General features: G+C 44.7%; 11 protein-coding genes and 1 pseudogene. 8 read left to right on the forward strand and 4 right to left on the reverse strand.

Annotation, left to right across the window (positions count from 1 at the left end; translation table 11 throughout):
- Positions 1-25 precede the first annotated feature (25 nt).
- On the reverse strand, positions 26-2230 hold the full coding sequence (locus DW033_RS17945; RefSeq protein ID WP_057327919.1) for a sodium-translocating pyrophosphatase: 2205 nt from the start codon (positions 2228-2230) through the stop codon (positions 26-28).
- 166 nt (positions 2231-2396) lie between these two features.
- On the opposite strand from DW033_RS17945, the gene DW033_RS17950 reads away from it, so the two are divergent.
- Positions 2397-3233 (forward strand): patatin-like phospholipase family protein, encoded by an 837-nt coding sequence (locus tag DW033_RS17950; protein WP_005868483.1) that lies wholly within the window; start codon positions 2397-2399, stop codon positions 3231-3233.
- A gap of 59 nt (positions 3234-3292) precedes the next feature.
- Complete coding sequence (locus DW033_RS17955) at positions 3293-4996, forward strand: alpha-amylase family glycosyl hydrolase (protein WP_008777935.1); 1704 nt, start codon at positions 3293-3295, stop codon at positions 4994-4996.
- A 161-nt stretch (positions 4997-5157) separates the two neighbouring features.
- Here the strand turns inward: DW033_RS17955 and DW033_RS17960 are convergent.
- Both DW033_RS17960 and DW033_RS17965 read right to left on the reverse strand, forming a co-directional pair.
- Positions 5158-5331 (reverse strand): annotated as a pseudogene (locus tag DW033_RS17960) (inorganic phosphate transporter); the annotation flags it as partial.
- A 53-nt stretch (positions 5332-5384) separates the two neighbouring features.
- On the reverse strand, positions 5385-6032 hold the full coding sequence (locus tag DW033_RS17965) for a DedA family protein (RefSeq protein WP_122382998.1): 648 nt from the start codon (positions 6030-6032) through the stop codon (positions 5385-5387).
- A 701-nt stretch (positions 6033-6733) separates the two neighbouring features.
- On the opposite strand from DW033_RS17965, the gene DW033_RS17975 reads away from it, so the two are divergent.
- The gene (locus DW033_RS17975) at positions 6734-7675 is read left to right on the forward strand and encodes a ribose-phosphate pyrophosphokinase (RefSeq protein ID WP_008772599.1); all 942 of its coding nucleotides are present in this window, start codon (positions 6734-6736) and stop codon (positions 7673-7675) included.
- Positions 7676-7755: 80 nt separating this feature from the next.
- On the opposite strand, the gene mnmA is transcribed toward DW033_RS17975, so the two are convergent.
- Complete coding sequence (gene mnmA, locus DW033_RS17980) at positions 7756-8832, reverse strand: tRNA 2-thiouridine(34) synthase MnmA (RefSeq protein ID WP_005868490.1); 1077 nt, start codon at positions 8830-8832, stop codon at positions 7756-7758.
- A gap of 169 nt (positions 8833-9001) precedes the next feature.
- Here mnmA and DW033_RS17985 point away from each other — a divergent pair, with 169 nt between their 5' ends.
- The 5 genes from DW033_RS17985 to DW033_RS18005 all read left to right on the forward strand — a co-directional run bounded on the left by DW033_RS17985 (position 9002) and on the right by DW033_RS18005 (position 14390).
- A complete protein-coding gene (locus DW033_RS17985; protein ID WP_199712375.1) occupies positions 9002-11062 on the forward strand; it encodes a dihydrofolate reductase in 2061 nt (686 codons plus the stop codon).
- 3 nt (positions 11063-11065) lie between these two features.
- Complete coding sequence (locus DW033_RS17990; RefSeq protein WP_048928168.1) at positions 11066-11761, forward strand: DNA alkylation repair protein; 696 nt, start codon at positions 11066-11068, stop codon at positions 11759-11761.
- A gap of 55 nt (positions 11762-11816) precedes the next feature.
- Positions 11817-12278 carry a Fur family transcriptional regulator gene (locus DW033_RS17995; protein ID WP_048928169.1) on the forward strand — a complete coding sequence of 154 codons (462 nt, stop codon included), beginning with the start codon at positions 11817-11819 and terminating at the stop codon, positions 12276-12278.
- Between the two features lie 33 nt (positions 12279-12311).
- Complete coding sequence (locus tag DW033_RS18000) at positions 12312-13583, forward strand: adenylosuccinate synthase (protein ID WP_122383000.1); 1272 nt, start codon at positions 12312-12314, stop codon at positions 13581-13583.
- Positions 13584-13703: 120 nt separating this feature from the next.
- Positions 13704-14390, forward strand: coding sequence for a zinc metallopeptidase (locus DW033_RS18005; RefSeq protein WP_005868492.1), 687 nt, complete (start codon positions 13704-13706; stop codon positions 14388-14390).
- The last annotated feature ends 6 nt before the right edge of the window (positions 14391-14396 follow it).

Below are 14396 nucleotides of genomic sequence, written 5' to 3' on the forward strand. Positions count from 1 at the left end.
ATTGCCAACTACTAACGGTCAACTATTAAAACAAACTCCAAGCCACCGTCAATCCCGCCATCACGATCGCTACCATGCTCATCAGCTTGATAAGGATATTCAAACTCGGGCCGGAAGTGTCTTTGAACGGATCGCCAACCGTATCGCCGACAACGGTTGCCTTATGCGCCTCGCTACCCTTGCCGCCGTGGTTTCCTTCCTCGATGAATTTCTTCGCGTTATCCCATGCTCCTCCGGCGTTCGCCATGAATACGGCTAATACGAAGCCCGTGCTTAATCCACCGATCAATAATCCGACAACACCCGTCACACCAAATATGAGTCCGGTTAAGATGGGGGCGATAATAGCTAAAACGGAGGGAAGTACCATTTCGTGTTGCGCTCCTTTCGTCGAGATCTCAACGCAACGGGCATAATCCGGTTGTGCCTCTCCAGTCAGAATACCCTTGATTTCCTTGAACTGACGGCGAACTTCTTCCACCATGTGCCCGGCCGCACGCCCTACAGCATTCATCGTAAGGCCACAGAACATGAATGCCATCATGGAACCTAGGAACATTCCGGCTAAAACCTTAGGATTCATTAAGGTAACATCATAATATACCATAAAGTCCGAGAATGAGGCTTTAGATATTTCGATACTCCTGCCATCGGTAAAGTTCAGGACGGTCTCTCCTAAACGGAGCAAACCGATCTTGATCTCTTCTACATAAGAGGCCAACAGAGCCAAGCCGGTTAACGCGGCGGAACCGATAGCGAAACCTTTACCTGTAGCGGCAGTCGTATTTCCTAATGAATCCAATGCGTCTGTACGCTTGCGGACTTCTTTCCCTAGGTTACACATCTCGGCGTTGCCTCCGGCATTATCCGCTATGGGACCGTAAGCGTCTGTAGCCAACGTAATACCTAAGGTCGATAGCATACCTACGGCAGCTATACCGATTCCGTATAATCCCATGCCCACGTTCGTGAAGTCGAATCCGGAGGCGAACAAGAAGGAACAAATAATACCGACCACGACGGCAAGTACCGGGATGGCCGTAGAGAGCATCCCCAGTCCGAGACCGGAGATAATAACCGTTGCCGGTCCAGTCAGTCCCGCTTCGGAGACGAGCCGGGTCGGTTTATAGGATTGGGAGGTATAATATTCCGTCGCCTGCCCGATCACGATTCCGACTAGCAGACCTACGATCACGGAACAACCGATCCAGAACCAATTCTCCATGCCTAATACATAAAGAATCCCGAACGTGGAGATAGCGATCAATACGGAACTCAAGTTCGTTCCTATGGCTAAGGCTTTCAATAGTTGCTTGATCGTCGCGTTCTCATTCGTACGGACGGCGAAAATACCAATAATAGATAAAATGATACCGACAGCAGCGATAAGCATTGGGGCGACAACCGCCTTATATTGTAATTCTACGCTTCCGGAAGAAACGAACGCGGCGGCTCCCAATGCGGCGGTCGCTAGGATGGAACCGCAATAAGATTCATATAGGTCGGCTCCCATACCGGCGACGTCACCTACATTGTCGCCTACGTTATCGGCGATTGTCGCCGGGTTACGAGGATCATCCTCCGGGATCCCAGCCTCAACTTTACCTACTAAATCCGCTCCGACATCGGCGGCTTTCGTATAGATTCCTCCTCCCACACGTGCGAACAAGGCTTGCGTGGAGGCACCCATTCCGAATGTAAGCATGGTTGTCGTGATAATGGTGAGTTTATGGGTCGGGTCCAAAGCCTCGTCTGGGATGAAAGCATTTAACAGGATATACCAGAATGAGATATCCAGCAATCCAAGTCCTACAACGACTAAGCCCATGACCGCCCCGCTTCGAAAAGCGACTTGTAAGCCTTTGTTCAAGGAAGTGCGGGCTGCGTTCGCCGTACGGGCCGAGGCATAAGTCGCTGTCTTCATGCCTAAGAAACCCGCTAATCCGGAAAAGAAACCTCCTGTCAGGAAGGCGATCGGGACCCATTCGTTTTGCACATGGAAGCCATAGGCCATAATAGAGAATAAGATTACTAGGACAACGAAAACCGAGGCGACTACTTTGTATTGCTGTTTCAGATACGACATCGCCCCTTCACGCACAAAGGAGGCGATCTTTTTCATCAACTCAGTTCCTTCACTCTCTTTCATCATTTGCCTGAAGAAGAACCAGGCAAATGCTAGCGCTAGGACAGACGCTAACGGAATAATCCAGAAAATACTCGTAATCATAACATGGTAGATTTAATGTTATACTTAAGAAAACAATGTGACAACACCTTTGCTTTCCGTGTAAATGTAGCAAAAATAAAAGAGGATGGAAACTTTTTCCCTAATAATAATGTTTCTAATTAAAAAAAACAGCATATTTGTTACCAGATTAAGAGACAAGAAATAAATGGCAGAAGAGACAAACCATAAACCCTATAGGTTGGGCTTGGCGCTTAGCGGAGGCGGAGCGAAAGGTTTTGCGCATATCGGAGTATTCCGGATGATGGAGGAATGCGGGCTGAAGCCGGATATCATAGCCGGTACCAGTGTCGGATCCTTAATGGGCACTTTGTTTGCCGATGGCTATTCGGCGGCGGAGATCCAAGAGCTTTTTACCGGACGTGAGTTCTCGGAATTCGCCCAGTTGCAGATTCCTAAGGCGGGTTTGTTCGATAGTAAGCGCTTTCGTTATTTCTTGAGGCGACACTTGCGGACCAAGAACATCGAGGACTTGCAGATTCCGATGGTGATTGTCGCGACTGATTTGGATAATGGCGAAAGCCATGAATTTAGGAGTGGTCCTATTGTTGAGGCGGTGACAGCTTCTTGTAGTATCCCGATTATTTTCAGTCCTGTAGTCATCAATGGCGTTCATTATGTGGATGGAGGATTATTTCACAACTTTCCGGTCTCCATCATCCGTGAGGAATGTGAGCGTATTATCGGGGTGAACGTAAGCCCGTTGATCCCGCAAAAATATAAGCAGACCATATTCCATATCGCCGAGCGCTCTTATCATTATATGTTCCGGGCAAATACGCTGGAGGATCGAGAGATGTGTGATGTCTTAATAGAGGCGGAGGAGTTTGGCTTATATAAGACATTCGATCTTGAGAATGTAGACGTGATTTGTAATATTGGCTATTCCGCCGCCGCCCGTTGCTTTGAGAAAGTGTTGGATGAGAATAAATATGAAACCTTGGTGAAAGCGATCGCGGCAAGAAAGAAAGGCCTGATGCCGTGACAAATCGTCTGTCTGGACAAAGCGCTTTCCCACAAAAACTTTATATATAGATGAACGCAATGGAACAAAAAAACAAGATGGTAATTTATCAGGTATTCCCGCGTTGGTTTGGGAATCTGCGACCATCTCCTGTAATGAATGGTAGTTTAGCCGAGAATGGAGTGGGTAAGTTTTCGGCTTTTACTCCTTTGGCTTTATCCAAAATCAAAGAACTAGGTGTTACTCATGTATGGTATACAGGGGTGATAGAGCACGCTACAAAAACCGATTACACCATGTTTGGCATCCGGAAAGACCATTCTGCCGTAGTAAAAGGTAAGGCCGGATCTCCATATGCTATAAAAGATTACTATGATATAGATCCGGATTTGGCGGATAATATCCAGAACCGTATGAGTGAGTTCGAGGATTTGGTGAAACGTACGCATGAGGCTGGGATGAAGGTTATTATCGATTTTGTACCCAACCATGTGGCACGTCAATATTTCTCGGACGCACGGGAACCTTTCGTGGAGGACTTAGGTCAAACGGATAATGTGTCCAAGGCTTTTGATGTGAATAATAACTTTTATTATCTTCCGGGACAGACCTTGACGCTTCGTTTTGATCCGCAGCGTGAGGAGGATTTTGCCTATAGTGAGTTTCCGGCGAAGGTGACCGGTAACAATCATTTCGATGCCTATCCAAGCCAGAACGATTGGTATGAAACGGTGAAGCTGAACTACGGCGTGGATTATATGCACGGTGGTGCTTGCCATTTCAATACCATTCCCAATACGTGGGAGAAAATGTTGGAGATCTTGTTGTTCTGGGCTGATAAGGGGGTGGATGGTTTTCGTTGTGATATGGCTGAGATGGTCCCGGTAGAGTTTTGGAACTGGGTGATTCCTCAGGTGAAGAAGGTGCGTGATGTGATCTTTATAGCGGAGGTGTATAATCCGGATGAGTATAGGAATTATATTTATACGGGACACTTTGATTATTTGTATGACAAGGTTGGTCTTTATGATACGGTTCGTGCGGTGATGTGCGGACAGGCTCCGGCTAGTAATATATCGCATTGTTGGCAATCGTTGGAGGGAATCCAGAAAAATATGTTGAATTTCTTGGAGAATCACGATGAACAGCGTGTCGCTTCTGATTTTTTTGCGGGGGATGCTCGTCCGGGTATTCCGGGCATGATTGTCTCCGCTGCCATGAATACGAATCCGGTTATGATCTATAGTGGTCAGGAACTTGGCGAAAGAGGAATGGACGCGGAAGGTTTCAGTGGACGTGATGGCCGTACGACCATCTTCGATTATTGGAGCGTCGAGAGTTTGCGAAACTGGAATAATAATGGACTCTTTGATGGGGCTAAATTAACGCCGGCAGAACGCTCGTTGCGTGAGATGTACGCTAAGTTATTGAATGTGGTACGATCCGAGCCGGTTATTGTCGAGGGAGCGTTTTATGATTTGATGTACGCGAACTCCGGTAATCCTTATTTCAATCCGAACCGTCAGTATGCGTTCTTGCGCAAATGGAAGAACGAGGTACTTCTGGTTGTCGTGAATTTCGACCGTGCCGACCAATGTGTATGGGTAAATATCCCGGTCGAGGCATTCAAGGCTCTTGATTTTGAGGATAACAAACCGGCTGAATTGACCGACTTGTTAACCGGGGAAACGACTATCAGTACGCTAACAGACGCTTATCCTTATCAAGTGAAACTCCCTGCTTATTCCGGTAAGATGCTAAAGTTCTCTTTTCTCCATAAATAAGAGCTTTCTTGAAAAGTTTAGGTGTGCTGTATAGATAATTCGTTGGTGGAGTTAGGTGGTTGATACGGGACATCTAGCTTCATCGGGCAAGTAACTTAAGTGAAATGGCAAAGTAACTTAACATACTTGCCCGATGAAGCTAGATGACTTTTTTCTTTGATTTAAATGAAAAGAAGGGAAGCCATATAATAAATGCCAGCCGCTAAAAGCCCACTTACCGGGATCGTAAGAACCCATGCGGTCATCAAGCTTTGAGTTACTCCCCAACGAACGGCTGAAAGACGTTTGGTCGTACCAACTCCGATAATAGCCCCTGTAATCGTATGCGTGGTACTCCACTATCAGAGATGGGGCGTGGGTTATAGATGGTGATACGTTTGGCGGAACTTTATCTCTGTTTCCGTGCTTTTAGTTTTGCCCGTACTACCTCTATTACGGCAGGAAGTATGGATATGAATATAATTGCTATGATCAATACCTTGAGGTTCTGCTGTACGAAAGGAAGATCTCCGAAAAAGTATCCCGTATAGCAGAAAAGCAGTACCCAGAAAGCGCCGCCTATCAGGTTGTAGATCATGAAATAGTAATAGTGCATTTTACCCATTCCGGCTACAAAGGGAGCGAAAGTACGGACAATCGGTACGAATCGGGCGATGATTATGGTTTTGCCTCCATATTTTTTGTAGAACTCATGCGTTTTGTCCAAATGGCTTTTCTTGAATATCTTGGAGTTGGGATTGTTAAATAGTTTACGACCGAAAAAATGACCTATCATATAATTACAGGAGTCTCCCAATACTGCCGCCACGAATAATATCAAGGCTAAGAGATTTATCTCTAAAGGCATACCGGGTAACGCTGTTATCGCTCCGGCGACGAACAAGAGGGAATCCCCGGGCAAGAATGGGGTGGCTACCAATCCCGTTTCACAAAAAATGATTAGGAATAATATCGCGTAGGCCCAAGTATGATATTCTTGTACGATCTCGATCATATGCTGATCGATATGTAAGATGAAGTCTAATAAAAATTCCATTTTAGATTGATTATTAATTGATAAGAACTATCCTATATAACCCAATAAGAAAACAAAATAGATGTTTATTCTGTTCCCTTTGAGAAATCTAGAAAATAAGAATAGTGAGAAAGCAGACATTAAAGTGCTATCTTCTACTTTTTTGATGGAAATAAGGGGGAAAGAGAGTTTAAATGAGAATACGTCTTAGGGTATAGATATAGTACCCATAGGAGAATTTAAGGGGATTTATACAAAATGAAATGAATGTTTGTCTTTCTTTAGGATATTGAGTTTTTATAAACCGTACGATCCTTTCCGCGGATGAGGATAGGTTTGTCCTTGAGTTTTTTGATGTGGAGGTGCTGCGGAATAGTGAAGAAGCCTTGATATAGCCATCTTCCATCTTATAGCTTTGTTTTCCGTTGTATAGCTTTTTTTCGTATCGTTCGATATCTGTTTGGGGGATATTGTATTCCGTCTTGTCTTCATTCGGAGAGTACATGGTGTAAATATCCTTGTATTTCTGTTGGTTCTCGGGAGTTGATGAAGAACCCGAAGTCAGAAATACACTTACCAATACGAAGAAATAGAGTAAATACTTCATCATTGCGGTTGCAAATATAGAAAGTTTTCCAAATATAAAGAGGTTATTGTAAATAAGTTTTGTACTTTTGCGGCACAATTCAAATCTATTCACTTTAAGATAAATATTCGGAATAATGAGTGCACAAACTCCTTTCTTGGTGTTTTCGGGAACGAACTCCCGGTATCTTGCAGAGAAAATTTGCAACAGTTTAGGTTGTCCTCTGGGACAGATGAATATCCAGCACTTTGCCGATGGTGAGTTCTCTGTTTCTTATGAAGAGTCTATCCGCGGTAGAGATGTATTCTTAGTACAATCTACATTCCCTAATTCAGACAATCTGATGGAGTTGCTTCTGATGATTGATGCGGCTAAACGTGCTTCCGCACATTCAATCATTGCTGTAGTCCCTTACTTCGGTTGGGCTCGTCAGGATAGAAAGGATAAGCCTCGTGTTTCTATTGGCGCTAAGTTGATCGCTGATATGTTGAGCACGGCAGGTATCAATCGTTTGATTACGATGGACCTTCATGCGGATCAGATCCAAGGATTTTTCAATGTTCCGGTGGATCACTTATATGCTTCTTCCGTATTCTTGGACTATATCAAGACGTCTTTACCTTTGGATAACTTGTGTATCGCAACTCCGGATGTTGGTGGTACGAAACGTGCCAGCAGCTATTCTAAGTATTTAGGCTTGCCGATGGTCATTTGCCACAAATCTCGTTTGCGTGCCAATGAGGTGGCCGAGATGCGTATTATCGGTGATGTGACGGGCTTGGATGTCCTTTTGGTTGATGACATGGTGGATACGGCCGGAACAATTACGAAAGCCGCGAACTTGATGTTGGAGAATGGTGCGAAGTCTGTTCGTGCTATCGCCAGCCACGCTGTGATGTCTGATCCGGCTTCTACTCGTGTAGATCAGTCCGCTTTAACGGAAATGATCTTTACGGATTCTATTCCTTACGCTAAGAAATGCGAGAAAGTAAAGGTGTTATCTGTTGCTGACATGTTTGCAGAGGCGATCCGTCGTGTATGTAGTGGTGAGTCTATCAGCTCTTTATATGCTATTTAATAGAATAAGATAGAAAAATAAAAACGGTCGCTTCCTTTTGGAGGCGACCGTTTTTTATTTAGAATAAATCTGAATATGTGTTACTTGGTCTCATCAATAATCATGCCGCTGCCCAGACATAAGTGATGGTCTTTGTCGTAGATTACACTGTATTGGCCAGGAGCGATACCTTGAATCTTTTCGTCGGATTCTACACGATATAGATCTCCGATACGACGGATGTAGCCATGCGTAAATTCCGGGGTATGACGGATCTTGAAAGTGATTTCTTTCTCACCCTCAAATTCTCCCCATGGATCTTCCGTGATGAAATCGAAGCCTTGCATATTGATCACCTTACCATATTGCGTTTCCGGGTCGTAGCCGTTGGAGACATAAATGATATTTCGTTTAATGTCTTTTTGGATAACGAACCAAGGGCCGCCACTTAATCCCAATCCCTTACGTTGGCCGATCGTATGGAACCAATATCCATTGTGTTTACCCAAGACCTTACCCGTCTCTAGTTCCACGATTTTTCCCGGGCGTTTCCCTAAATAACGCTCTATAAAGTCGTTATAGTTAATCTTGCCTAAGAAGCAAATGCCTTGGCTATCCTTACGCTTGGCGCTCGGCAATTTCTGGGCCTCGGCGATGGCACGTACCTCACTTTTCATTAAATGCCCGATCGGAAACATGAGTTTCTGTATCTGTAGGCGGGTGATTTGCCCTAAGAAATCAGTCTGATCTTTTACCGGGTCCTTGGCGGTAGAAAGCCATATCTTGCCGTCTATCTCCGTGGTCGTGGCATAATGACCGGTAGCGATCTTATCGAAATCCTTGCCCCATTTTTCCTCGAAACAACCGAACTTGATATATTTATTACACATCATATCCGGGTTAGGGGTAAGACCGCGTTTGACAGATTCGATCGTATAGCTTACCACCCGATCCCAATACTCGTCGTGTAAGGAGACGATCTCGAACCGGCATCCATACTTGCGGGCGATATATGAGGTGATCTCGATATCCTCTTCCGCCGGGCAATCGATATAGCCATCCTTGTCTTCCATACCGATACGGATATAGAAGATGGTCGGATCGTATCCTGCCTCTTTGAGTTGATGCACTACGACAGAGCTGTCTACTCCTCCTGAAACTAATGCCGCTATTTCCATTCTCTTTTTTGTCTTTGCTTTTGAACTTACAAAAGTAGAGAAAAAATCTCAAACCTTTGATATTGACTGTATATTCTCTATCTTTGCGGTTGGCCCTTATTGGAATGCGGGCCTTCAAACTATGTACTTTAGATGTAATATATTATAGGAAAAGCAAATCGTAGTAAGTATGAAAGAAATAATGTTATCGCTTATGACAGCTATGGTTATGACGGCTTGTACAGGCCTACAGTCGGATACGGCATCTCAAAATTCCGATAAGGAGTTCAATTATGTAGTGGATCAGTTCGCTGATCTGGAGATTCTTCGTTATAAAGTTCCGGGTTTCGAATCCCTGTCCTTGCGACAAAAGCAACTATTATATCATCTTTCCGAAGCGGCCTTGATGGGACGTGATATATTCTTCGATCAGAATGGACGCTATAATCTGGCGATCCGCAGGACATTGGAGGCTATTTATACGAATTATAAGGGAGATCGGGAGGACCCTCAATTCAAGGCTTTGGAAACCTATTTGAAACGGGTGTGGTTCTCCAGTGGTATCCATCATCATTATGCGTTGGACAAGTTTGCCCCGGGGTTTTCTCCTGAGTTCTTGATGGATTGTATTCACCAAATCGACGCTAAGAAGTTACCTCTTCGTGAGAATCAAAACGTGGATCAGTTCATGATCGAGATCGCTCCGGTAATCTTTGATCCGGGCGTTATGCCAAAGCGTAGCGTACAAAGCGGTGACGGTGATCTGATCAAAGCTTCTTCTAATAATTATTACGGGGGAGGCATCAGTCAAAAAGAGGTAGAGGACTTCTATGCGCAAATGAAAATGGGAAAGGATACCATTTCCCCGATTTCTTACGGGTTGAATAGCCGTTTGGTAAAAGAGAACGGTACGGTCGTTGAAAAGGTTTGGAAAGTAGGAGGGCTTTATTCCGCCGCAATAGAAAAAATCGTAGATCAATTGCGACAAGCCTTGCCTTTCGCCGAGAATGATACGCAGAAAGCGATCATTGGGAAATTGATCGAATATTATCAAACGGGCGATTTGAAGACGTTCGATGCTTATTCGATCCTTTGGGTAGAGGATACAGCTTCGGAGGTGGATTTCGTGAATGGCTTTATCGAGACTTATGGGGATCCGTTAGGAATGAAAGCAAGCTGGGAGTCTACCGTAAATTTTACGAATAAGGAGGCGACTAAGCGTACGAAAATCATCAGTGATAATGCGCAATGGTTTGAGGATCATTCTCCGGTAGATAAGCGTTTCAAGAAGGAGAAGGTGAAAGGAGTCAGTGCTAAGGTAATCACGGTATCTATGTTGGGAGGTGATTGCTATCCGGCTACCCCGATCGGTATCAATTTGCCAAATGCGGATTGGATTCGTCGAGATCATGGCTCGAAGTCTGTTACGATAGAGAATATCACGGAGGCTTATGATAAGGCATCTCAGGGAAATGGCTTTAGCGAAGAGTTTGTATGGAGTGACGTGGAGCGGAACGGTATGAAACAGTACGGTTTCTTAACGGATAATCTACATACGGATTTACATGAGTGTCTGGGACATGGTTCCGGTAAATTGCTGGAAAACACGGACCCGGATGCGCTGAAAGCCTATAGCTCTACACTGGAGGAAACCCGTGCGGATTTGTTTGGCCTGTATTATTTGGCAGATCCGAAGCTGGTGGAGCTGGGATTGCTTCCGGACGGCGAGGCTTATAAATCGGAATACTATAAATATATAATGAATGGCTTGATGACCCAGTTGGTTCGCATCGAGCTAGGCAAGAATGTAGAAGAGGCGCATATGCGTAACCGCCAGTTGATCGCTAAGTGGGCTTACGAGAAAGGGAAGGAAGCGAATGTGATCGAACTGAAAAAACGGGATGGCAAGACCTATGTGGTTGTGAATGACTATCCGAGGTTACGTGAGTTGTTTGGGACATTGCTTGCTGAGATTCAACGTATCAAGAGTGAGGGTGACTATGCGGCCGGAAAGAATCTTGTTGAAGGATACGGCGTGAAAGTAGATCCGGAGCTGCATGCGGAGGTCTTGGAGCGCTATGCTAAGTTAAACTTGGCTCCCTATAAAGGTTTTGTCAATCCTGTGATGAAAGAGGTAAAGAACTCTAACGGTGAGGTTACTGATATTGTCTTGGACTACACGGAAGGTTATACAGATCAGATGCTTCGTTATGGCCGTGATTATTCTTTCTTGCCGACTTATAATAATTAATAGATGGAAAGTTTACAAGACGAGATAAGGGAGATCCGCAAGCAACTTCGTTTGGCGATGAACGGGGTGATTTCTACGAGTATGCGTGAGAAAGGTATCGTATATAAGTTAAATTTCGGGGTTCCGTACCCCGAAATAAAAGAAATCGCCCGCAAGCATAAACCGAATGGAGAACTGGCGGCGGCTCTATGGAAAGAAGATATTCGTGAGTTTAAGATATTGGCGACCTTTCTCCAACCCGCCGAGAAGTTGCCTTTGGAGGAAGCGAAACGTTGGGTCAAGGAGATTCCTTATTTGGAGATCGCGGAGCATTGTTGCCGGAACTTGTTCGTTCATCTGCCTTATATGGAGGACTTCACGTTAGATCTGGTTGCTGATAAGAAAAATGAGTTCGCTCGCACGGTCGCCTTTCTTACTTGGACCGAGAATTTCAAGCGAGGTGGTAGCTTGTCTTCTGTGGTTTTAGGATCTTTTTTGGTAGAAACCTTAAGCAGCTTAGCGGAGACTAAGGATTTTAAGTCTACGCTGAAAGAGAAACAAGCGTCTATTCAAGCCATGAAGTTTTATGGGCGTCAATCCGAGGGGAATGCGGAAAGGATCCTAGACGGTTTCAAGGAATTTCAGGAGGCTGTGGGAAACACGCCGGAATTACAAGAAATCTATAATGAATTAAAATTCGAGTTTGAATATTATCGGTAAGGCTTTGCGTTTAAAATAAATGCGCTAACTTTGTCGTTTGTGCGGTCTTTAGGAGATGGAAGCGAAAGTTTATACGGAAATACGTGCGTTGTTTACCGAATATCTAACGGAGAAGAAACTGCGGAAAACCGAGGAGAGATATACTATATTCAAGGAAATATGTGCTTTTCCCGGTCATTTTGATGTGTGTATGCTTTCGGATCGGTTGGAGCAAGACAACTTCCATGTCAGTAAGGCAACACTCTATAATACGTTGGATGTACTGGTTGATGCCGGTTTGGTGGTGCGTCATCAAATAACCGTCCAGTCGGTGCAATATGAGTTGAGGATTTATGCCGATACGCATTTGCATTTGGTTTGTACGAGATGCGGGGCCATCCGGGAGCTGCGAAACAGTGCGTTGAAAGCGGATATGAGAAACTTGAAAGTTTCTCGTTTTACGCCGGAGTATTATTGTTTGTACATTTATGGCCTGTGCAGTAAATGCAAGTTTAAGCAGCAAAGGTCAGTTAAATAAGAATATTAATAGCCTATAATAAATATAGAAAAGATGAAAGTAGACGTTTTGTTAGGATTGCAATGGGGCGACGAGGGCAAAGGCAAGGTTGTCGATGTGCTGACTCCGAATTACGATGTGGTAACTCGTTTTCAAGGAGGCCCTAATGCCGGACATACATTGGAGTTTAACGGGGAAAAGTATGTGTTACGTTCGATTCCTTCCGGTATTTTCCAAGGTGGAAAAATAAACGTAATCGGTAACGGTGTCGTTCTGGACCCGTTATTGTTCAAGCAGGAAGCGGAATCATTGGCAGCGAGTGGTCACGATATCACCAAGCAGCTTTATATCTCTAAGAAAGCTCACCTAATTTTACCTACTCACCGGATCTTGGATGCCGCTTATGAGGCCGCAAAAGGTTCCGGAAAGATCGGTACGACAGGAAAGGGTATCGGCCCGACTTATACGGATAAGATTAGCCGTAACGGTGTTCGTGTGGGCGATTTATTGCATAACTTCGAAGAGAAATATGCGGCCGCTAAAGCAAAACATGAAGCGATCTTGCGTTCATTGAACTATGAATATGATATAACCGAGATGGAGGCTCAATGGATGGAGGCCTTGAACTACCTCAAACAATTCAAATTGATTGATAGCGAGCATGTCATCAATAACTATTTGAAGGAAGGTAAGTCGGTCTTGGCGGAAGGCGCTCAAGGTACGATGCTGGATATAGACTTCGGTTCTTATCCATTCGTGACTTCCTCTAACACGATCTGTGCCGGATGTTGTACGGGACTGGGTGTTTCTCCCCGGAATATCGGTGAGGTATATGGAATCTTCAAGGCTTATTGTACACGTGTAGGTAGCGGTCCGTTCCCGACCGAGTTGTTTGATGAGGTGGGAGATAAGATCGGTCAATTAGGCCATGAGTTCGGTGCGGTTACGGGACGTAAACGTCGTTGTGGCTGGATTGATTTGGTAGCCTTGAAATATGCCGTGATGATCAACGGTGTAAGCCAATTGATCATGATGAAGAGTGATGTGTTGGATACCTTCGATACGATCAAGGCTTGCGTGGCTTATAAGATGAATGGTGTCGAGATTAATGAGTTCCCGTATGAGATCGATGATACGATCGAACCTGTATACGTGGAATTACCGGGTTGGAAGACGGACATGACGAAGATGCAGAGCGAGGACGAGTTCCCGGAGGAGTTCAACGCTTACCTTTCTTTCTTGGAGGAAGAACTGGGTGTGCCTGTGAAGATCGTTTCCGTAGGACCGGATCGTGAGCAGACGATTGTCAGATATACAGAAGAATAAACTCGTTATAAATCGTACAAAATGGCAGAAGACCACATTCCTCAAGGGGTGTCTCCTGCCATTTTTGTCTTTGGCAAACTTTTTGTCGTTGTTTTATAAAACTAAATAAGATAGAAATTTATGAGTATGTATTGGATTATATTTATTGGATTTGCGCTATTGAGTTGGCTGGTGTCATCCCGCCTTCAGGGCAAGTTTGAGAAGTATTCGAAAATCCCTATGCCGAATGGCATGACAGGAAAAGATGTCGCTGAGAAGATGTTGCATGACAATGGTATCTATGATGTAAAGGTGATTTCTACACCCGGACATCTGACGGACCATTACAATCCCGCTAACCAGACGGTGAACTTGAGTGAGTCGGTTTATTATAGCAATAGTATCGCCGCCGCTGCGGTTGCCGCCCATGAGTGCGGTCACGCTGTGCAGCATGCTACCGCTTACGCTCCGTTGAGAATGCGTTCGGCTTTGGTTCCGGTTGTTAGTTTCGCCTCTAATATCATGACATGGGTGTTGCTGGGTGGTATGTTATTATTGCATACGTTTCCTCAGCTATTGTTATTCGGTATAATCTTGTTCGCTACGACTACGCTATTTAGCTTTATCACGCTTCCGGTCGAGATCAATGCCAGCCAACGTGCTTTAGCGTGGTTGAGCAATGCCGGTATAACAAATGCTTATACGCATGATAAGGCAGAGGACGCTTTACGTTCCGCCGCTTATACGTACGTGGTCGCCGCGTTAGGTTCGCTTGCTACATTATTATATTATATAATGATATTCTTGGGGGGAAGAAGCAGGGATTGATAAGTC

This window comes from Parabacteroides sp. AF39-10AC (genome assembly GCF_003635405.1).
Lineage (GTDB): Bacteria > Bacteroidota > Bacteroidia > Bacteroidales > Tannerellaceae > Parabacteroides > Parabacteroides distasonis.

Bases quoted from the DNA above. Each gene is read 5' to 3' on its own strand.
- DW033_RS17945 (WP_057327919.1), bottom strand. From the start codon at position 2,230: ATGATTACGAGTATTTTCTGGATTATTCCGTTAGCGTCTGTCCTAGCG.
- DW033_RS17965 (WP_122382998.1), bottom strand. From the start codon at position 6,032: ATGGAATTTTTATTAGACTTCATCTTACATATCGATCAGCATATGATC.
- mnmA (WP_005868490.1), bottom strand. From the start codon at position 8,832: ATGGAAATAGCGGCATTAGTTTCAGGAGGAGTAGACAGCTCTGTCGTA.
- DW033_RS18000 (WP_122383000.1), top strand. From the start codon at position 12,312: ATGAAAGTAGACGTTTTGTTAGGATTGCAATGGGGCGACGAGGGCAAA.
- DW033_RS18005 (WP_005868492.1), top strand. From the start codon at position 13,704: ATGAGTATGTATTGGATTATATTTATTGGATTTGCGCTATTGAGTTGG.
- DW033_RS17950 (WP_005868483.1), top strand. From the start codon at position 2,397: ATGGCAGAAGAGACAAACCATAAACCCTATAGGTTGGGCTTGGCGCTT.
- DW033_RS17955 (WP_008777935.1), top strand. From the start codon at position 3,293: ATGGAACAAAAAAACAAGATGGTAATTTATCAGGTATTCCCGCGTTGG.
- DW033_RS17975 (WP_008772599.1), top strand. From the start codon at position 6,734: ATGAGTGCACAAACTCCTTTCTTGGTGTTTTCGGGAACGAACTCCCGG.
- DW033_RS17985 (WP_199712375.1), top strand. From the start codon at position 9,002: ATGAAAGAAATAATGTTATCGCTTATGACAGCTATGGTTATGACGGCT.
- DW033_RS17990 (WP_048928168.1), top strand. From the start codon at position 11,066: ATGGAAAGTTTACAAGACGAGATAAGGGAGATCCGCAAGCAACTTCGT.
- DW033_RS17995 (WP_048928169.1), top strand. From the start codon at position 11,817: ATGGAAGCGAAAGTTTATACGGAAATACGTGCGTTGTTTACCGAATAT.